Source organism: Marinobacter sp. LV10R520-4, assembly GCF_002563815.1.
Lineage (GTDB): Bacteria > Pseudomonadota > Gammaproteobacteria > Pseudomonadales > Oleiphilaceae > Marinobacter.
The window spans coordinates 60,172-79,815 of the sequence record NZ_PDJM01000001.1 but is presented as its reverse complement, the minus strand read 5'-3'; the positions used below and the strand labels follow the sequence as shown (position 1 = coordinate 79,815).

17 protein-coding genes are annotated in these 19,644 nt (G+C 56.1%); 10 read left to right on the top strand and 7 right to left on the bottom strand.

All coding sequences use genetic code 11. From position 1 onward, the window contains the following. Positions 1 to 209: 209 nt before the first annotated feature. Complete coding sequence (locus ATG98_RS00345) at positions 210 to 3,134, top strand: insulinase family protein (RefSeq protein ID WP_098421874.1); 2,925 nt, start codon at positions 210 to 212, stop codon at positions 3,132 to 3,134. Between the two features lie 30 nt (positions 3,135 to 3,164). Here the strand turns inward: ATG98_RS00345 and ATG98_RS00340 are convergent, their stop codons facing one another. After that, positions 3,165 to 3,980, bottom strand: a complete 816-nt coding sequence (locus ATG98_RS00340; protein WP_098418978.1) for a pyruvate, water dikinase regulatory protein — start codon at positions 3,978 to 3,980, stop codon at positions 3,165 to 3,167. 106 nt (positions 3,981 to 4,086) lie between these two features. On the opposite strand from ATG98_RS00340, the gene ppsA reads away from it, so the two are divergent. Together ppsA and rraA are read left to right on the top strand one after the other, a co-directional pair. Then, positions 4,087 to 6,459 (top strand): phosphoenolpyruvate synthase, encoded by a 2,373-nt coding sequence (gene ppsA / locus ATG98_RS00335; RefSeq protein ID WP_098418977.1) that lies wholly within the window; start codon positions 4,087 to 4,089, stop codon positions 6,457 to 6,459. A 230-nt stretch (positions 6,460 to 6,689) separates the two neighbouring features. After that, entirely contained in the window at positions 6,690 to 7,208 is a 519-nt protein-coding gene (rraA, locus tag ATG98_RS00330) for a ribonuclease E activity regulator RraA (RefSeq protein WP_098418976.1), read from the top strand. An 85-nt stretch (positions 7,209 to 7,293) separates the two neighbouring features. Here rraA and ATG98_RS00325 read toward each other — a convergent pair whose 3' ends face one another. From ATG98_RS00325 to ATG98_RS00315, 3 genes are all read right to left on the bottom strand, one after another. Then, complete coding sequence (locus tag ATG98_RS00325; protein ID WP_098418975.1) at positions 7,294 to 7,584, bottom strand: PilZ domain-containing protein; 291 nt, start codon at positions 7,582 to 7,584, stop codon at positions 7,294 to 7,296. A gap of 5 nt (positions 7,585 to 7,589) precedes the next feature. Beyond that, complete coding sequence (locus tag ATG98_RS00320) at positions 7,590 to 8,261, bottom strand: TIGR04211 family SH3 domain-containing protein (RefSeq protein WP_098418974.1); 672 nt, start codon at positions 8,259 to 8,261, stop codon at positions 7,590 to 7,592. 138 nt (positions 8,262 to 8,399) lie between these two features. After that, positions 8,400 to 8,699, bottom strand: a complete 300-nt coding sequence (locus tag ATG98_RS00315) for a YciI family protein (RefSeq protein ID WP_098418973.1) — start codon at positions 8,697 to 8,699, stop codon at positions 8,400 to 8,402. 130 nt (positions 8,700 to 8,829) lie between these two features. Between ATG98_RS00315 and ATG98_RS00310 the strand changes: the two genes are divergently transcribed. Further along, a complete protein-coding gene (locus ATG98_RS00310) occupies positions 8,830 to 9,741 on the top strand; it encodes a PHP domain-containing protein (RefSeq protein ID WP_416376564.1) in 912 nt (303 codons plus the stop codon). Between the two features lie 60 nt (positions 9,742 to 9,801). Here the strand turns inward: ATG98_RS00310 and ATG98_RS00305 are convergent, their stop codons facing one another. Next, on the bottom strand, positions 9,802 to 10,344 hold the full coding sequence (locus ATG98_RS00305) for a YecA family protein (RefSeq protein WP_098418971.1): 543 nt from the start codon (positions 10,342 to 10,344) through the stop codon (positions 9,802 to 9,804). A gap of 2 nt (positions 10,345 to 10,346) precedes the next feature. Beyond that, the gene (gene rne / locus ATG98_RS00300; protein WP_098421873.1) at positions 10,347 to 13,652 is read right to left on the bottom strand and encodes a ribonuclease E; all 3,306 of its coding nucleotides are present in this window, start codon (positions 13,650 to 13,652) and stop codon (positions 10,347 to 10,349) included. 613 nt (positions 13,653 to 14,265) lie between these two features. On the opposite strand from rne, the gene rluC reads away from it, so the two are divergent. From rluC to ATG98_RS00285, 3 genes are read left to right on the top strand one after another with little or no spacing between them, the layout of a single operon-like run. Further along, positions 14,266 to 15,261 (top strand): 23S rRNA pseudouridine(955/2504/2580) synthase RluC, encoded by a 996-nt coding sequence (gene rluC, locus ATG98_RS00295; protein ID WP_098418969.1) that lies wholly within the window; start codon positions 14,266 to 14,268, stop codon positions 15,259 to 15,261. Next, on the top strand, positions 15,258 to 15,905 hold the full coding sequence (locus ATG98_RS00290) for an HAD family hydrolase (RefSeq protein WP_098418968.1): 648 nt from the start codon (positions 15,258 to 15,260) through the stop codon (positions 15,903 to 15,905). The genes rluC and ATG98_RS00290 overlap by 4 nt, the downstream gene beginning before the upstream one ends. A gap of 30 nt (positions 15,906 to 15,935) precedes the next feature. Next, complete coding sequence (locus ATG98_RS00285; RefSeq protein ID WP_098418967.1) at positions 15,936 to 16,961, top strand: S49 family peptidase; 1,026 nt, start codon at positions 15,936 to 15,938, stop codon at positions 16,959 to 16,961. On the opposite strand, the gene ATG98_RS00280 is transcribed toward ATG98_RS00285, so the two are convergent. Beyond that, positions 16,958 to 17,611: a Maf family protein gene (locus tag ATG98_RS00280; protein WP_179887995.1), complete on the bottom strand. Its 654-nt coding sequence runs from the start codon at positions 17,609 to 17,611 to the stop codon at positions 16,958 to 16,960. The two genes, ATG98_RS00285 and ATG98_RS00280, sit on opposite strands and share 4 nt — an antisense overlap. 91 nt (positions 17,612 to 17,702) lie before the next feature. Here ATG98_RS00280 and ATG98_RS00275 point away from each other — a divergent pair, with 91 nt between their 5' ends. From ATG98_RS00275 to plsX, 3 genes are all read left to right on the top strand, one after another. Then, on the top strand, positions 17,703 to 18,257 hold the full coding sequence (locus ATG98_RS00275; RefSeq protein ID WP_098421872.1) for a YceD family protein: 555 nt from the start codon (positions 17,703 to 17,705) through the stop codon (positions 18,255 to 18,257). Between the two features lie 135 nt (positions 18,258 to 18,392). Then, positions 18,393 to 18,572, top strand: coding sequence for a 50S ribosomal protein L32 (rpmF, locus tag ATG98_RS00270; RefSeq protein ID WP_098418965.1), 180 nt, complete (start codon positions 18,393 to 18,395; stop codon positions 18,570 to 18,572). 25 nt (positions 18,573 to 18,597) lie between these two features. Next, a complete protein-coding gene (plsX, locus tag ATG98_RS00265) occupies positions 18,598 to 19,629 on the top strand; it encodes a phosphate acyltransferase PlsX (RefSeq protein WP_098418964.1) in 1,032 nt (343 codons plus the stop codon). The last annotated feature ends 15 nt before the right edge of the window (positions 19,630 to 19,644 follow it).

Here is a 19,644-nt window from a genome sequence, read left to right as displayed (position 1 = left end):
AGCAATTACCTTGTTGCACCGGGTGTGCTGCATGATAACGGATAACCCGTGTTACGCTGTACCTTTGCGCTTTCCGCATCGTATCTGTTTATAACGCATCACCTTGCCGCAGTGTCAGGGCGTAACGATTTTACCGCGCAACCCGTTATTGAATCATCTCTCGAGTCATCCCTCGAGTTATCTCTCGAATTAACAACAGGACAGTTTGAATGGCTGCAACATCTGACAACGCAATGCATCCGGCGTTTGAAAAAATTCGTTCCCACCACATCGGCACCCTGAATCTGGATGTTGAAGAATATCGCCATATAAAGACGGGTGCGCGCCACTTGCACCTGGCTGCAGACAACGACGAAAACGTGTTCTTTGTGGCCTTGCGTACGTTTCCGATGGATTCATCCGGCGTGGCTCACATTCTGGAGCATACCGCACTGTGCGGTAGCGAGCGTTATCCGGTACGCGATCCGTTCTTTATGATGATTCGCCGTTCGCTGAATACCTTTATGAACGCGTTCACCAGCAGCGACTGGACCGCCTATCCGTTCGCCAGCATGAACCGCAAAGATTTTGACAACCTGCTGGACGTGTATCTGGATTCGGTGTTTTTCTCCAAGCTGGACAAACTGGATTTTGCCCAGGAAGGCCATCGCCTGGAGTTCGACAAGCCGGAAGATCCGACCAGCGATTTGGTATACCGCGGCGTGGTGTACAACGAGATGAAGGGCGCTATGAGTTCGGCCACGTCTCAGCTATGGCAGAACCTGTCCAGCCATCTGTTTCCTACGACCACTTACCATTACAACAGCGGTGGCGAGCCGGATCACATTACCGATTTGTCCTATGACGACCTGTTGGCGTTCTACAAGCATCATTATCACCCCAGCAACGCGATTTTTGCGACCTACGGCAATATTCCGGCCGTTGAACACCAGGAGCGCTTCGAAAAGCTGGTGCTCAAGCGTTTTGACAAGCTGGATGTAAAACTGCCGGTTTATGATGAAAAACGAATGTTTGCGCCGCTGCGGGTAGAGCAGGCTTACGCCGTTAACGAAGGCGAACCAACGGAAGCCAAAACCCACATTGTTGTGGGTTGGCTGTTAGGCCACAGTTTTGACTTGGAAGAAAACCTGGAAGGCCAGTTGTTGTCTTCGGTGCTACTGGATAACAGCGCGTCACCGCTGATGCGCGCTTTGGAAACCACCGAGCTGGGCCAGGCGCCTTCGCCTTTGTGCGGGCTGGAAGATTCCAACCGTGAAATGACGTTCGTGTGCGGTATAGAAGGCAGCGAGCCTGCGCAGCAGCAAGCGCTTGAGCAGCTGATTGAAGAAACCTTGAAGAAGGTTGTTGAAGACGGCGTTAGCAGTGAACGGCTGGAAGCGATTTTGCATCAGTTGGAATTGCACCAGCGCGAAATTTCCGGTGACGGCTTCCCTTACGGTTTGCAGCTGATTATGTCCGCCATTTCGCCAATGGTGCACGGCGGTGACCCGGTGGATCTGCTGGATCTGGAGCCGGTTCTGGCTCGTCTGCGGGAAAAAATTCAGGACCCACAGTTTGTGCCGAACCTGATTCGTCGCAAGTTGCTGGACAACCCGCACCGGGTAACCTTGACCCTGCGCCCGGACGACAAGCTGGAAGGCCTGCGTACCGAGTCTATCCGTGCGGCCCTGGCGCAGCGCAAGGCCAAGCTGAGCGACGAAGAAACAGCACAGATCGTTGAGCGCGCCCAGGCCCTGGAGGACCGCCAAACCCGCAAAGACGACGACTCAATTCTGCCGAAGGTGGATTTGACCGATGTGCCCCTGCAGATGCCAGAGCCCGAAGGCCGTTTTGATGGCGACCTGTCGGCCACGGTCTATGCCCGCGGTACCAACGGATTGGTTTATCAACAGGTGGTATTGCCACTGCCGTCGTTGAATGAAGAAGAGCTGGCGCTGATGCCTTATTACACCGCGCTGATTTCAGAAGTGGGCTGTGGTGAGCTGGATTACCTGCAGATGCAGGACCGCATTTCTGCTGAAACCGGTGGCATTTCGGCCAGCTTTGTCAGCAAGGGCAAGATTGACAACGTGCAGGATATGTCCGGTTACCTGGTGTTCAGCGGCAAGGCTCTGGCGCGCAACAGTGACGCTCTGGCGCGTTTGCTGAAAGACGTTTACAGCAACGCCCGTTTTGATGAAACCGGCCGCATTGCGGAAATTATTGCCCAGATTCGCGCCCGCCGTGAACAAGCCGTTACCGGCAGTGGCCATGCCTTGGCCATGAGCGCCGCGGCCCAGGGCATGAGCCCGGGCGCCTGGCTGAGTTTCCGCCTGGGCGGGCTGGAAGCCATTCGCCGCACCAAATCATTGGATAAATCCCTGAAAGAGCCGGCTGAGCTGAAAGCGTTCTGCCAGAAGCTGACGGATCTGCATCAGAAGGTTGGCAAGCAAAGCCGCCAGTTCCTGCTGATTGGTGAAGACGAGCAACTGCAGCCGATGCTGGACGATGTGAAAGGCCTGTGGCAAAACGCGGAATCTGCGCCAGACAGCGCGTGGCGCATGGAGCCGGTGAACTACACCACCCATGAAGCCTGGCTGACTTCAACCCAGGTGAACTTCTGCGCCAAGGCCTATCCCACGGTGGCGGTTGATCACCCGGATGCGGCCGCGTTGACGGTGCTGGGCGGATTCTTGCGTAACGGTTATTTGCACCGTGCCATCCGCGAGAAAGGCGGCGCTTACGGCGGCGGTGCAGCGCAGGACAGCGTGAACGGCACGTTCAAGTTCTTCTCTTACCGCGACCCGCGCCTGGCCGATACCCTGGCGGATTTTGACAAGGCTCTGGAGTGGTTGGTGGAAGCTGATCACAGCTATCAAGATTTGGAAGAGTCTATTCTGGGCGTGATCGGCCAGTTGGACAAACCCCATTCACCGGCCGGCGCAGCGCGCCATGCGTTTCACAGTGCGTTGTTTGGCCGCAGCGCCGAGCAGCGTGGGCGTTTCCGCGAGCGGGTTCTAGCTACAACGATTGACGACCTGAAACGGGTGGCTGGAGATTGGCTGGCGCCAGAAAAAGCCAGCACTGCGGTGGTCACCAGCGCCGACAATCGCGCGCTGGTGGAGCAGTTGGGCCTGGGTATTCAGGAGCTTTAAGGCGGGCTTTAGCAAACAAGCAACCCGGGCTCAGCGATTTCGTTTGAGCCCGGTTGCTACCATAATACGGGTCGAAATTTCTTCCACCGAGTAAGCCGTGGTGTTTAAAAACGGCACGCGCTCGCGACGGTATATCAGCTCTATTTCCTCAATTTCATGCATGCATTGGCTAATGGACGCATAGCGGGAGTTTGGCTTGCGTTCGTTGCGAATGGTGGCCAGCCGTTCCGGCTCGATGGTCAGGCCGAACACTTTTTGTTTGTGGGGTCGCAGTGCTTTTGGTAACTGCTGGTCTGTCAGGTCTTCTTCGGTGATAGGGTAATTGGCGGCCTTCACACCGTATTGCAGGGCCAGGTACAGGCACGTGGGTGTTTTGCCGCTGCGGGATGCGCCCACCAGAATCAGGTCGGCTTCGTCGTAATGTCGAATGCGTGCTCCGTCGTCGTTATCCAGCGCAAAGTTCACTGCGTGAATGCGGCGCTCGTAATTGTCGCCGTTTACAATGGAGTGTGATTTGCCCACGGTGTAGGACGATGCAGACTGCAGTTCCTGTTCCAGCGGGTTTAAAAACGTTCCGAATATATCCACCATAAAGCCGTTTGCGGTAGACACAATTGTGCGGATATCGTTGTTCACAATGGTGTCGAATACCAGCGGGCGGGCATCGTCGTGTTCAGAAGCCAGATTGATGCGCTCCACAATTTCGTGGGCTTTGTTCTCATCATCTATGTAAGGAACGGTGATGCGTTCAAAGTCGATTTTTTCGAACTGAGCCAGCAGCGCGTGTCCTAGCCCTTCGGCCGTCAGGCCTGTTCCGTCTGACAGAAAGAATGCGGTGCGTTTCATGTTGGAGCGGTTCCCTATGTAATTGCCACAATTTCCAGTATTATACACTCCAAATCCGACACCCCACATTCGACACTCCGCGAAACCGACTCAAGGGAGATGCATTTTGCAAGATTACATCATTTGGTTTGAACACCTGGGAATGTCTGATGTGGACCGGGTAGGCGGTAAGAACGCTTCCCTCGGTGAAATGATCAGTAATCTCGCCAATGCGGGCGTGACTGTGCCCGGCGGGTTCGCGACGACCTCTCACGCTTACCGAGAGTTTCTGGCGACCGATGGCCTGAAAGACAAAATTGATGAAACCCTGGACGTGCTGGACGTTAACGACGTTAACGAACTGGCTCGCGTTGGCGCGAAGATCCGCCAATGGGTGATTGCTACGCCTTTCCCCGCAGTGCTTGACAACGCCTTGGCTGAAGCCTATACCCAGCTTCAGAACGGCAACCCTAAAATGGCAGTTGCGGTGCGCTCCTCCGCCACCGCGGAAGACCTGCCAGACGCCTCTTTTGCGGGCCAGCAGGAAACTTTCCTGAACGTAGTTGGTCTGGACAAGATTCGCACGTCGGTGAAAGAAGTGTTTGCTTCTTTGTTTAACGATCGCGCGATTTCGTACCGTGTTCACCATGGCTTCGACCACAAACTGGTTGCCCTGTCGGCAGGCATCCAGAAGATGGTGCGCAGTGAGACCGCCGCAAGCGGCGTTATGTTTACTCTGGACACCGAATCCGGTTTCCGCGGTGTGGTGTTTATCACCGGCTCTTACGGGCTGGGCGAAACCGTGGTACAGGGCGCAGTGAACCCTGACGAATTTTACGTGCACAAGTCCACGCTGACCGCTGGCCGCCCTGCGGTGCTACGCCGCAATCTGGGCAGCAAAGCCATCAAAATGATTTACCACACAAACCCGACCGAGGGTGAGTTTGTGGAAACTGTGAAGGTCGACGCCGCCGAACGTGGCCGTTTCTGCATCACCGATGCGGAAGTGGAAGAACTCGCCAAGCAGGCGATGATTATTGAAAATCACTACCAGCGCCCGATGGACATCGAATGGGCCAAAGACGGCGACGACGGCCGTATTTACATTGTGCAGGCGCGCCCGGAAACCGTAAAAAGCCGCGCTTCTGCCAACGTGATGGAGCGCTACCTGCTGAAAGAAACCGGCAAGGTGCTGGTGGAAGGCCGCAGCATTGGCCACAAGATTGGTGCCGGCCCGGTGAAAATTATCACCAGCATCAATGAAATGGACAAGGTGCAAGACGGCGATGTATTGGTTACCGACATGACCGACCCAGATTGGGAACCGGTGATGAAGCGCGCCTCCGCCATAGTCACCGATCGTGGCGGCCGTACCTGCCACGCGGCCATTATTGCCCGTGAACTGGGTATTCCTGCGGTGGTTGGCTGTGGCGATGCCACCGAATTGCTGAACAACGGCCAGGAAGTGACGGTTTCATGCGCTGAAGGCGACACCGGGTTTATTTATGAGGGCGCGCTGGACTTTGAACTACGCGAAAATACCATAGAATCCATGCCCAACATTCCGTTCAAGATCATGATGAACGTGGGCAACCCGGACCGCGCCTTTGACTTTCAGGCGCTGCCAAACGAAGGCGTTGGCCTGGCCCGTCTGGAATTTATCATCAACCGGATGATTGGTGTTCACCCCAAAGCGCTGTTGAACTACGACACTTTGCCCCGTGATATCCAGCAGACGGTCGACAAGCGTATTTCCGGTTATTCGTCGCCGGTGGATTTTTATGTGGACAAGCTGGTGGAGGGTATTTCGACCCTGGCAGGGGCGTTCGCACCGAAGAAAGTGATTGTGCGCATGTCAGACTTTAAGTCTAACGAGTACGCCAACCTGATTGGCGGCGCGCTTTACGAGCCGGATGAAGAAAACCCGATGTTGGGGTTCCGCGGTGCATCGCGCTACATCTCTGAAACCTTCCGCGACTGTTTCGAGCTGGAATGCCGTGCCATGAAGCGGGTGCGCAACGAAATGGGCTTCACCAACGTAGAGGTGATGATTCCGTTTGTACGCACCGTAGGCGAAGCGGCTCAGGTTATGGAGTTGCTGGCGGAGAACGGTCTGAAGCGGGGCGAGAATGGCCTGCGGGTGATCATGATGTGCGAGCTGCCCAGTAACGCGCTGCTGGCGGATCAGTTCCTGGAGCACTTCGACGGCTTTTCTATCGGGTCTAACGACCTTACCCAGCTGACTTTGGGCCTGGACCGGGATTCCGGCATTATTGCTCACTTGTTTGATGAGCGTAACGACGCGGTTAAAGTGCTCTTGTCGAGCGCCATTCAGGCCTGCCGTAAGGCCGGTAAGTACATTGGTATTTGTGGACAGGGCCCGTCTGACCATCCGGACCTGGCCAAGTGGCTAATGGAGCAGGGCATCGACAGCGTGTCTTTAAACCCGGATTCGGTGCTGGATACCTGGTTCTTTCTGGCAGATCAGAAGCCGTACTGATGAGTAGACGCCGCCTTCATCGCATTCATTGCGCCCGCAATCGATGCAGGCGGCGTGTCTGGTTCTATCACGATACGGTTGAACCTAAACCACCGACTGGGGACGCACCGACCGGGGACGGATTTCAAATCCGTCCCCTATTTGCCCAAGCTGAACCTAAACCACCGACCGGGGACGGATTTCAAATCCGTCCCCTATTTCCCGGTGCTGATAAAAGGAGTGATTACGCTGTGTCCGAGAAGAACGTGTCTGATGCTGCCGGCCTGACGGTAAGAACGGTCATAACCCCTGACCTGTGCGACGAATTTCCAGAAGTGCAGGTTGTTGAACCGGGGTTTCGCAACTTTGGCGCCATTGACAACTTTGGCGGGGAGATTGTGACCGTGAAGTGTTTTGAAGATAACTCGGTGGTGAAACAGCAGGTAGGCTTGCCGGGCCTTGGCCGGGTAATGGTCGTCGACGGTGGTGGGTCAAAACGCAACGCACTGCTGGGGGATATGCTGGCGGAAAAAGCGGCCAGTAACGGTTGGGCCGGGCTGATTATTTATGGCTGTATTCGCGACGCCGATGTGATCGCCAAAACCGCTCTTGGCGTGCAGGCATTGGGAACCCATCCGCGCAAAACAGAAAAGCATGATGTGGGTGACCTGAACATTGCCGTGACCTTCGGTGGGGTTACCTTCCACCCGGGGCATTTTGTGTACGCCGATAACAACGGCATTATTGTGTCGGAGAAAGCGTTGGTGTGAACCTCGGACCGGGGACAGATTTCAAATCTGTCCCCTACTTTGCTCTCTCGGACCGGGGACAGACTTCAAGTCTGTCCCCTATCTTTTAGTCAGTCACTTCAGCAATATTCACACCCAACAAAAAACCATCACCCTCGGGCTCGCAGCGCAACACATCGCACAGGGTCTCCAATGGCGGAAACTTATCGCTGGTGGGGTGCAGGGTGGTGCGCAGCTCAGAGCCTACAGCCATTCGCTGAGCCACCAGAATCTGCATGCCCGAAGCGCTCAGGTCACGGCACACGCCGGCAAAGGTATTGCCGTTGCTGTCTATAATTTCAATATCCGTGTTCACCTGCATTCGATGAAAATCACGCTTTTCTGAATAATCCCTCATAGCATTCAGGCCCAGTTGTCGTTTTTACGGGTGGGTTTTAGCATCGGTATCAGCAGTGCCAACAACACACCGCCTAGCACCAAGCCGGCGCCGAGCAGCATGAAGTCTGATTCTTTACCGGCTTCCATGCGCTCGTTTTCTGCTGTCAGTACTTCCAGTTCATTACGAATTTTTTGATTTTCTTCCAGCAACTCGCCATTGCGGCGCTCAAGATTAATCGCGTTGGAGGCAATATCTTTGATACGTTTGAGTTCAGCCATAAGTTCGGACGAGCGGTCAGCCAGGCTGCTTTCGGAATTTTGCAGACTGTCGCGTTCACCGGTTATGTTTGCCAACAGGTCCTGCATTTGGCGTACTTCCGCCTGTGCGGTTTCCAGTTCCTTACGCACTTGCGCGAGCTGTGTTGCGGCAATCGGTGTTGTGCTCAGATACTGGCTGGCCACCCAGCCCACGGTGCCTTTGGCCGTGCGTACTTTGCTGTGGCCATTCTGATCAGATTCCAGCAACTCCATCGCGGTGCCACTGGGCACGGCGTTCTCAATGATACGGAACTGGTTGCCTGCGCCAGAGCGCACTGGCAGGTAGATTTTGTCGTCTACCCACACAGTTCGGGCCTGGGCCGCGGCAATGGACGAGAACACAAAAACGAGGACAACAAGCAGACGAAAAGGGGTCACTGGACGGGGTTCCTGAAAGTTTCTGTTTGAACAAAAAATGGATAAGGATGTAATTCTGGCACACTGGCTTTGTCGATCAAGCGCGTATTCATTACCAAACGCTCATGGCGACTTTTATCAGGTACCTATTGTCGAATACTAGGGCAATACCCGCTTGAACGGTTTCACCTGCACCTGCCTATAAACTCCGGCGCTGACGTAGGGATCTGCGTCTGCCCAGCTTTGTGCTTGTTCGAGGGATTCGAACTCGGCTATTACCAGGCTGCCACTGAAGCCGGCATCGCCAGGGTCATTGGTGTCTATGGTCGGGTGTGGGCCAGCAACCAATAAACGGCCTTCATTGGCCAATGTGTGCAAACGCTCCAGATGAGCCGGGCGGGCGCTTTGGCGAAGTGCCAGGCTGTTATGGATATCTTCACTGATGATAGCGTAGTACATAAGAGGGCGCTCTTCGTTTAGGTTCGGCGTTTAGGTTCGGCTTTTCAGTGTGGCTTTTAAGCTCGGTCGTATCGGTGATGGCTGTTATAGTGGGCTACGTTAAAATGTTTACCCTTCCCCGAAATCAGGAATGCTTGTGACTATTATGCAGCATCAGTCAGCTCAACAGCATGACGCGACTATACCGCAACACCCGCCGTTGTGCATCGACCTGCATTGCCACAGCACTGCGTCAGACGGCGCCCTGAGCCCCGCTGACTTGCTGGCCCGGGCCCACCAGAAGGGCGTTAGCCATCTGGCATTAACCGATCACGATACCCTTAACGGCTTGGGGCCGGCGCGACTTGCCGCTCAGGATTACAATATTGAGTTGATTGCCGGCGTTGAATTGTCTTGCGCCTGGAGAAGCCACACCATTCATATTGTGGGTCTGGATTTTGCCGAAGATGATCCGCAGTTTCTGGCGCGGTTGCAGCAGCAGAATGCCAATCGCCACGCCCGTGCCGGCGTGATTGTAGAACGCCTGGCCAGGTTGAAGGTTGATAATCTGTTAGAACACGCGACCAAACACGCCGGTGGGGATGTGCCGGGGCGCCCGCATTTTGCCCAGGCGTTAGTGGATGCCGGTGTGGTAAAGAACATTGCCCAGGCATTCAAGCGTCACTTGGGTGCAGGCAAGCCGGGAGATGTAAAAGCCTATTGGCCAGAGTTGGAAGAAGTGGTGCGCTGGATAAACGACGCTGGCGGTATAGCAGTGCTGGCGCACCCGCGTAAGTACGACTTGAGCGCGACCAAACTTCGGGCATTGGTGGCAGATTTCCGGCGCGCCGGTGGCCAGGGAATGGAAGTGTGTAGTCCGGGCCTGACATCTTCAGACATCGGCTTTTTGGTGCAGCTATGCCAGACCGAGGGTTTATGGGCATCCCAAGGCAGTGATTTTCATACGCCTAAGGCGCCTTGGGCGGAGCTGGGGCGGATACAAAAAATGCCAGAAGGGCTTTCACCCGTCTGGCATCATTTCAGGCAACCCATCGCGCTTTGATTCCGTCGCCCCGCTTTTTATAAGCGTGGGCGCGCTAACGCAATAGGGTAAGGCGCCGAATCAGTCTGGCGCGTGGAACAACAGGTACAGGTCGGTCAGTGAATCCGGGATTGCCTCTGCCATCTGTGTCGACAGGGTTTCGCTGTCGCGCACGTTCTGGAAGTCTTCATCTTCGAATAAGCCGGACAGCGCCAGCATGGGCAGAATCAAATCGCCCACTTCTTCTTCGCTGGCGGCTTCCATCCAGGCGTCTTCCCGTTCCATAAAGGTTTCGATGAACCCGGCGCACCAGTTTTCCAGTGCGTTCATGGGGTCATCGTCTTCAGGCTCGGGCAGTTCCAGGGCCAGGCCCATATCCAGCGCGTTGGCCATGGCGCCGCTCAGTTTCTGCACGCAGCGACTGAACACGTCTGGCACTTTGCCACCGGGAAGGGCGTCAACGCCTGTGGCCAGCAGGAACAGCTCGTCTACCGAGTAGTCTACTGGCCCCACAACGCTGGCACACACCAAACCGTGGAAACCGAAGAAGTCTACTGCGTCTTCGCCCCAGGGCTCTGCAAACAGAATTTCTTCCAGGGCTTCAATGTCAGCGTCGGTTAGCATAATTACTCGCCTCCGCCATTTTTGGCAGTTTCCGCTGCGCGCTGGCGCTTACGTACTTCACGTGGGTCGTTATAAGCCCGGCCCGGCGCTACTGGTGCTGCCGGAGTTTCGGGCGCTGCGTCGGCTACCTGCGCTGCCGTTGGCTGCTCTGTAGCAACGTCGGCCTTAGCGGCGTTGTTGTTGCTGGCGCCGTTGTTTGCGGGCTGCGGCTCTTGCTCGTTAGCGGGTTCTGTTTTCGCCGCTTTGGCTTTGCGGGCAGGGGTGCGCTTGCGGGTTGGCTTGGTTGGCTTATCCGCGTTTTCGTCCTCTGCGTCGGCTGGCGTGGCTTCAGCAGTGGAGCTTTCAGCTTCCACGCTATCCAGCTTTGGGCTCGCTACCTCCGGGCTGTCTACCTTCGGGCTATCTACCTTCGGGCTATCTACCTCAGGTGTGTTGGCTTTTGCGGGCTTGTCTGCCGCCTTTCGGGTGCCGCCATTGTAGGCATCTATTCTGGAAGGTGCTGCTTTGGCCGCAGAAACCGTTGCGCTTTCCGGGGCTGCTTCAGCAGGCGCTTCGGATGCAGGCGCAGCGGTTTTGGCTACTTCTGGCTCCGGCGCTTTTTCTACCGGCTTTGCTGCAACAGGCTGCTCGCGGGTTGTTTCAGACGACGCGTCTGCCGTATTTTGTGCAACCTGCGGCGCTGCTTGCTCGGCAGGTTTTGCAGCTACTGCAGGCTGTACCTGAGCATCTGCGGGCTTGTCAGCGGCCTTGGCCTTCGCTTTGGCGCGGTCTTCGGCGTCACGGGTTTCCGACTGGGTGTCTTGCTGATGAATTTCACTGCGAGCTGCCTTGCGCTCGGCCGGGTTTGATACCGGATTCTCAGCCGGTGAACCATCACGGCCACGGCTGCGGCGAGGCTTGCTGCGGCGTTTTTCGTCACCACCGGCTCTGCCTGCAACTGCGGGGCTCTGCGCATCGTTCTGGTCGTTATAGCTTGGACTTGGGCTTGGGTTAGGGCTTGAGCTGCGGAGTTCTGCAGCTTTTTGCTCTATAGCCGGCTTCTGATCCGCCTGTTCAGCGTTCGGCTTATTGCCATCGCGGCTTGTGTCACGAGTTGAATCGCGGTTGGAGCGGCTGCGATTCTGGTTGTCGCGGCGACCATCCCGGCGTGTGTCGTTGCCACTGCTTTGGGTGTTGCCGTTCTGTACATTGTTGCTCTGGGCGCCGCTGCTTTGTGAATTGCTGCTCTGGGAGTTGCTGCTTTGAGCACTGCTGTTCTGGCTGCCTGTGTTGGTTTTGTCTTCGCTGCGAGCGCGTCCGCGGTTGCTGCGGCTGCGGCTGTCGTCGGTGCGATTGCTTCGGTTATCGTCGTTACGATTACTGGAGCTAGAGCTAGAGCTAGAGCTAGAGCTAGAGCTACTACTACGTTCGCCACTGCCGCGGCTGTCTTGCTGGTCGTCACGGGCGACGCGGGTTTTGCGACGGTCCTGGCGCTCATTGCGGCTTGTGGTGGGGCGCTGCTTGGAGCTGTCGCTATTGCCTGCCGGTTTGGCATTGCGGCTACTGCTGCTATTAGCAGCGGGCTGGCTTTCTTCTTCACCGTTGAAGAAAAGCGCAATTTTACGACCCAAACGGCTGAACATGCCTTCGTCGCGGGCTTGCACGGCTGCGGCTGCGGCTTTAGCGGGTGCTGCTGCCGGTGTCGCCGCAGGCACGGGTGCGGTGGGGCGCACGGATTTTACGGCGGCCTGTTCGCGCACGGGTTTTTCTTGCACGGTTACGTCAGCGACTTCTTCTTCGCGCTCACTGTATTCCTGAGCCACCTGGTGGCTGGATATGTGCTCGGAACCGGTTTCGTCGTCGCGCATGCGGATGATTTCAAAGTGCGGGGTTTCCATTTGCGGAACCGGCACAATCACAATCGACACTTCCTGATTGGCTTCAATCGTCGCCAGCTGCTTGCGCTTTTCGTTCAGCAGGAAGGTAGCCACGGATACCGGCACAACGGCACGTACTTCGCCGGTTTTGTCTTTGGAAGACTCTTCGTAAATCAGGCGCATGATGCTCAGCGCCAAGGATTCGATACCGCGAATGGTGCCCTGGCCTTCACAGCGCGGGCATACTTCGCTGCGGGTTTCACCCAGCGACGGGCGCAGGCGCTGGCGCGACATTTCCAGCAAACCAAAGCGGGAAATCTTGCCGACCTGAACACGGGCGCGGTCGATTTCCAGGGCTTCGCGCATTTTGTTTTCTACTTCGCGCTGGTTACGGGCCGGGGTCATATCAATGAAGTCGATAACAATCAATCCGCCCATATCCCGCAGACGCAGCTGGCGGCCGATTTCTTCGGCGGCTTCCAAGTTGGTTTGCAGCGCGGTTTCTTCTATATCGTGGCCTTTTGTAGCCCGCGAGGAGTTGATGTCGATGGACACCAGCGCTTCGGTCGGGTCAATCACGATAGAGCCGCCAGACGGCAGTTTTACTTCACGCTGGAAGGCGGTTTCGATTTGGCCTTCGATCTGGTAACGGCTGAACAGCGGGATTTCGTCGCTGTACAGTTTGATTTTGTTTTCAAAGGTAGGCATGACGGCGCGCACAAAATTCAGCACGTCTTCGTGCACGGCGGCGGCGTCAATCAGCACTTCGCCGATGTCCTGGCGCAGATAATCGCGCACGGCCCGGATAATCACGTTGCTTTCCTGATGAATCAGGAAAGGTGCTTTACGTTCGCCAGCGGCCTGGGTGATGGCTTCCCAGAACTGTACCAGGTAGTCCAGGTCCCATTGCAGTTCTTCGCTGTTGCGGCCAATGCCCGCGGTGCGAACAATGATACCCATAGACTTGGGTACCTGAACCTGGTTCATGGCTTCTTTAAGCTGGGCCCGTTCTTCGCCTTCAATGCGGCGGGAGATGCCACCGGCACGGGCGTTGTTGGGCATCAGAACCAGGTAACGGCCAGCCAGCGAAATATAGGTGGTTAGCGCTGCGCCTTTGTTGCCGCGTTCTTCTTTATCCACCTGAACAATCACTTCCTGGCCTTCGGCGATCACATCTTTGATGTTGACCTTGCCTTCGATCTGGCCGGGAGATTTTTTGAAGTATTCCTTGGAGATTTCTTTTAACGGAAGAAAACCGTGACGATCAGCACCAAAATCCACAAAGGCGGCTTCCAGGCTGGGTTCTACCCGGGTGATTTTACCCTTGTAGATGTTGGCCTTTTTTTGCTCCCGTGAGCTGGATTCGATATCGAGGTCAAATAGGCGCTGGCCGTCAACCAGGGCGACGCGCAACTCTTCGGGGTGAGTTGCATTTATAAGCATTCTTTTCATGGAAAGGATGAATTCCTGTCGTTTGATTTTAAACAGAAAACCATCGAGAAAGGCATTAGCGAAGTGGAGGCTGCCAGACGAATCAAGCCCTTATGGGGCGCAACTCTGTTTGTTCTAGACCACCATCAATGATTCCGGTGCCCGCGGGCAGGAAAGGATCGGTTAAGGTGATTGTCTGTAGGCGCATGTTATCCGTTTTCAGGTTCACACAAGTGCTTGGTCTTACGTCGTATTCGTAAACTGGACGGCCCGGCCTTGCGTGGCAATGAATCTTCGTTATGTCGTCCCCGGCGGTATTCCGCAAGGTTTGTTTCGGCTCCCGTGCCGGTTAGCAGCCAATGTTGGTCCTGCGCCGGGATGTGGGGAGTCTTTCGTCGCCGCGGCTGTAACAATTAAGAGCCCGGCATTGCTGTTGCACTTCAAACTTAAGAGCTGCTTCATTTCAAGCTTGCGAGCCACTTCAATTCAAACTCGCAAGTAGTGTCGGTATACTGCAACCGCTCCGGCTTCTGACTGGAGTCTGTCAGGCCGTAAACAAACGGCGTAGCACATCGAAATATAACAGTATTCCCCGGGCCAAGCAACGAAGCCCGCTTCATTCTAAAGGAATTTCATGTCGCAGAAAAATCCGTCTCCTGAAATCCCGCGCCCGGCTGTGCTGTGGGTAACGGTAGACGAAGACAATCACGGCCAGCGTCTGGATAATTTCCTGATGGCGCAGCTGCGGGGCGTTCCTAGAAGTATCATTTACCGCATTGTTCGCAAAGGCGAGGTTCGAATTAACAAGGGCCGTGCAAAGCCTGATACCCGGGTAAAAACCGGTGATCAGGTGCGCATTCCTCCGGTGGTGCGTAAAGAAAAAGCACCTCAGGTCGCGCCCGGCGACAGGGTGCAGGCGGTGGTAGAGGCAGCTGTCGTGTTTGAGAACGAACAGCTGCTGGTGGTGAATAAGCCGTCCGGTATTGCGGTTCATGGCGGCAGTGGCTTGAGCTTCGGGCTGATTGAGGTGCTGCGGGCCGGGCGACCACAGGCGCGATTTCTGGAATTGGTGCACCGGCTTGACCGGGATACCTCGGGATTGGTGATGGTGGCGAAGAAGCGCTCGGCCCTGCGTTACCTGCAGGATGAACTGCGGCACAGGCGCATTCGTAAACACTACCATGCCCTGGTATCCGGCCATTGGCTGGCAGGGGTGAGTAAAGTGGCCCAGCCGCTGTTGCGCTATGAAATGCCCAACGGCGAACGCCGGGTAAAAGTGGACGACGCCGGCAAAGAATCGCTGACGCTGTTTCGCTGCCTGGAGCGTTACGACGGTTACAGCCTGGTAGAGGCATCACCGGTCACCGGCCGTACTCATCAGATTCGCGTGCACGCCGCTTTTGCCGGTCATCCTATTGCCGGTGACGACAAATATATGGACGATGCCAGCCTGAAGGCGTTTCGCGCCCTGGGGGGCTCGCGCCTGATGCTTCACGCGCAGGCGCTGGAGCTGAGCTTGCCGCCAGACGGCGACGGTCACAGCCCGGCGCTGAAGCTGGAAGCACCTTATGACAACGCCTTCACGGCGGCTTTACAGAAACTTGCAGCCCGCACAGGACGCAATGAATGAACGTAAAAGTGGTTATTTTCGATTGGGACGGCACCCTGGTCGATTCCGTAGAGCACATTGCCGAGAGTTTGCACCTGGCCTCGACCGCCCTGGGTTTCCCCGCGCTTGCGCGTGAGGCTTACCGGGATATTATCGGGCTGGGCATTGAAGAGGCACTGCAGCAGCTGTACCCCGGTATTAGCACGGCAGACATCACTGGAATGCGTGAGGGCTATCGCGAGCACTTCTTCAAGAAAACCACCACGCCACAAAATGTGTTTGCCGGTATTGCCGATACCTTGACAGATTTGCGCGGAGCCGGGCGTCACTGTGCCGTCGCTACTGGTAAGAATCGCAGCGGGCTGGATTTTGCCTTGAGTTCCAGCGGTCTGGGGCCGCATTTCGGAATCACCCAGTGCGCCGATGAGACCCGCTCAAAGCCAGACCCTGCGATGTTGGCGCGGATTCTGGAGTTTTATGGCATCAAGCCCGAACAGGCGGTGATGATTGGCGATACTCGCTACGACCTGGACATGGCGCAACGGATTGGCATGCCCTCTATCGGCGTGGAGTGGGGTGTGCACAAACGTGACGTGCTGGGCCAGTATGCACCCCACGCCATTGTTGAAACGGTCACAGATTTACGTCAGGTTTTGGGTTTGTAAGAATAGGTCAGTCACCATAGAGGATGTGTAATGAGCGAATGGGATTCAGGCAAAAACGACGGCAAGCCGGGCTGGAATGATCAGCCAGCGGCGGTAGCCGGCGCAAGCGAAGGAAAGCAGAGTCGCCAGGACCGTAAACTGATTGAAAAACTGGTCATGTCGATGCAGGTGGAGCAGCGCCGCAGTCGACGTTGGGGCATATTTTTCAAGTTACTGACGTTTGCCTATCTGTTCGGGATTGTGTTGCTGTTCAAGTTTCCGCTGGGGCAGGGGATCGAAAGTGCGACCGGTGGCATGCACACCGCGGTGATAGGCGTGGATGGCCCCATTGCAGCTGATGAGTTGGCCAGCGCCGATAATATTGTCAGTTCGTTGCGCTCGGCGTTTGAAGAGCCTGACGCCGCTGCGGTGATCTTGCGCATCAACAGCCCGGGTGGCAGTCCGGTGCAATCCGGTTACGTGTACGATGAAATCAAGCGCCTGCGGGCTGAATATCCCGACAAGAAAGTGTACGCGGTGATTTCTGACGTCGGCGCCTCGGGTGCTTACTACATTGCATCTGCGGCCGATGAAATATACGCCAATCGCGCCAGTCTGGTGGGTTCCATTGGTGTGGTGGCGGGTGGATTTGGCTTTACCGAAGTGATGGAGAAACTGGGGGTCGAGCGCAGGTTATACACCGCCGGTGACAGCAAGGGCTTCCTGGACCCGTTCTCTGCCGAGAAGCCAGAAGAAGTGGCGTTCTGGCAAAGTGTTCTGGAGAACACGCACGGGCAGTTCATTGCGGCTGTGCAGCAGGGACGGGGTGATCGCCTGGCAGACGATCCAAGAGTGTTCAGCGGCCTGATCTGGAGTGGCGAACAGGCGCTGGAGCTTGGCTTGATTGATGGTCTTGGCAGTACCTCCTATGTGGCGCGGCAGATTGTCGGCCACGAGAATCTGGTTGACTACAGTCGCGCGCGCTCACCGCTTCGGAATCTGATGGATCAGCTTGGCGTTTCGGTAGGCCATGGTGTGGCGCAATACGTCAGCGAGCAGCGTCTGGAATTGCGTTAGCGGGCGCCTTGAAGAAGCGGGTTGCAGTCCCAGTTAATGAGCATTCGATTGAGGGCAATCAGGGGCAGACCAATCAGTGCGTTCGGGTCTTGCCCCTGCAGGCTGTCAAACAGAGTGATTCCGAGGCCTTCCATCATGAAAGCGCCGGCGCACTGATAGGGCTGTTCGCGCCGCAGGTAGGCTTCTATTTCGGCCTGGCTCAGGGAACGGAACTGCACGTTGAAAGGTTCACAGTGCTGCTGGCTGGCACCCGTAGAGCTGTTTAGTAAATAGAGGCTGGTATAGAAGTATACCTGTTGCCCGCTGCTGCGGGTGAGCTGGCTCACGGCATTGCTGTGTGTTCCGGGTTTGTCGAGAAATTCGCCATTGGCCAGGCAGGCGACCTGGTCCGAGCCGATAATCCAGTGTTGCGGGTATTGTTCAGCCAGGGCCTCGGCTTTTTGCCGGGCCAGGCGCAAGGCCAGTTCTTGCGGCGCCTCGCCTCTGGCCGGGCTTTCATCAATATTCGGGCTGGCGCAGTCGAAGTTCAGGCCCAGGCGCTGAAGTAGCTCGCGCCGCCAGGGTGAAGACGACGCCAGCAACAGAGTGGGTGAAGTGCCATTATCGGTTTGTTTGGCGTGGCCGCTGCGGGGCAAAGATGTGTCTGCCATGGTGTATCCTTGTAGGGTTATCCGTAAAACCCGGCCAAAAGCCGATGAAGTCTTTGACACGGGGCCGTGTCGCCCCTAGAATTGCGCGCCTATGTCAAATGCGATAAATCCCAAGCTACCCAAATCCGTCGATCCATACAAGCTGGCGGAACAGCATACGGTTCTGGAAGGCGATGTGCCTACTGGGGCTTTAGCTCGTTTCCGCGATGCCGTCATGGGCCTGGATGACAACGCCGTTTGTAGCGTTCGTCTGTCCTTTTGGATGGATCCTGAACGTCGCCGTGTTGTAAGCGGTGAGCTGGCGGCTCCGGTGCAACTGCAGTGTCAGCGTTGCATGGGGCCAATGCAGGTAACTTTGCGTTCACACTTTGAGCTGGGGCTAGTCACCAGTGACGAGCAGGCGCAACGTCTACCGCAGAGCCTTGAACCGTTTTTGACAGACGACTTCAACGCCAACTTATGGTTGATGGTTGAAGACGAGCTGTTGTTGGTGCTGCCGCCGTTCCCGCTTCATGAGCGCGACGAGTGCCCGGCGCGAGAAGATCTGGAAGCCCTGGAGCCTGGCAGTAATGCAGAAGAGCCGGCCGGGAAATCCGCCGAGAACCCGTTCAGCGTGCTGGCGGGCCTTAAAAACACGAAGCACTGAAGGCTTTTTTTGAGCTGTGTTTTCGAACTATGGTTTCAAAATCGGTTTTCAGAGCGTTTCATTTTTATCAATAACCATACGCATGACTTGCAGCGTTTTAGCTCAGGATTGCGTTTACAGGTCAGGAGTTGAACCATGGCTGTACAGAAGAGTCGTAAAACCCGTTCCAGGCGTGGCATGCGTCGTTCACACGACGCGCTGAGCGCCGCTGCACTGTCTACTGACGTAACTACCGGTGAAGTACATCGCCGCCACCACGTGTCGCCTGATGGCTTCTATCGTGGCAAGCAGGTCATTGAAGCGCGCGACGAGTAATTCCGTTACGGAATTGCTTTGATCTATGCCTGAAACACACACGGTGAAGCCTGTCACAATTGCGATCGACGCCATGAGCGGCGATCGTGGGCCTTCAGTGACTGTTTCAGCAGCGGTTCAGGCAGTGCACGAAAATAAAGCCTTGAGCATCATTCTGGTGGGAATCCGGAGCGAGCTTGAGGCTTTGTTGTTAAAGAGCGCGCCTCAGGGTCACAGCCGTATTCGTATTGAGGAAGCGGCCGACGTGGTGCGAATGAATGACCGCCCGTCGTTCGCCCTGCGCCACAAACGCAATTCATCGATGGCGGTGGCTGTGCGCCTGGTTGCCGATGGTAAAGCCGGCGGTTGCATCAGTGCCGGCAACACCGGAGCTCTCATGGGTTTCGGGCGCAGCATCATCCGTATGTATCCGGGTATCGAGCGCCCCGCGATCGCTAAACTCATACCGTCGTTAAGGGGCCGCTGCCACGTGCTGGACCTGGGCGCCAACGTGGATGCCAGCGCTGAAAATCTTTACCAGTACGCGCTTATGGGGTCTTTGTTGGCCACCGCTGTAGCCGGCAAGTCTGAACCCCGTGTGGCACTTTTGAACGTGGGTGAAGAAGAGAACAAAGGCAATGAGCAGGTGCGCCTTGCATCCCACTTACTGGCCCAGAGCGATACGATTAACTACATTGGCTATGTAGAGGGCAGCGATCTGTTCAGTGATGTGGCCGATGTAGTGGTGTGCGACGGTTTTGTCGGTAATATCGCTCTAAAAACCGGCGAAGGTGTGGCCGGGCTGTTAATTGAGCTGTTGGAGCAGGCGTTCACGCGCTCGCTGTATGGGCGTTTTGTGGGCTTGCTGGCCAAACCGCTGCTGCGGAAACTGTTGCGGCTGATTGATCCGTCGCGTCATAACGGAGCGAGTTTGCTTGGCCTGCAGGGGGTGGTGGTTAAAAGCCACGGTAATGCCAATGAGCATGGTGTGTTGGCAGCGGTCCGCCTGGCAGTGCGTGAGGTTGAGTGCGAGGTGCCCCGGCGCATTAACGAACGACTTGATGAAATCCTGTTATGATCGGGGTGCGCAGTA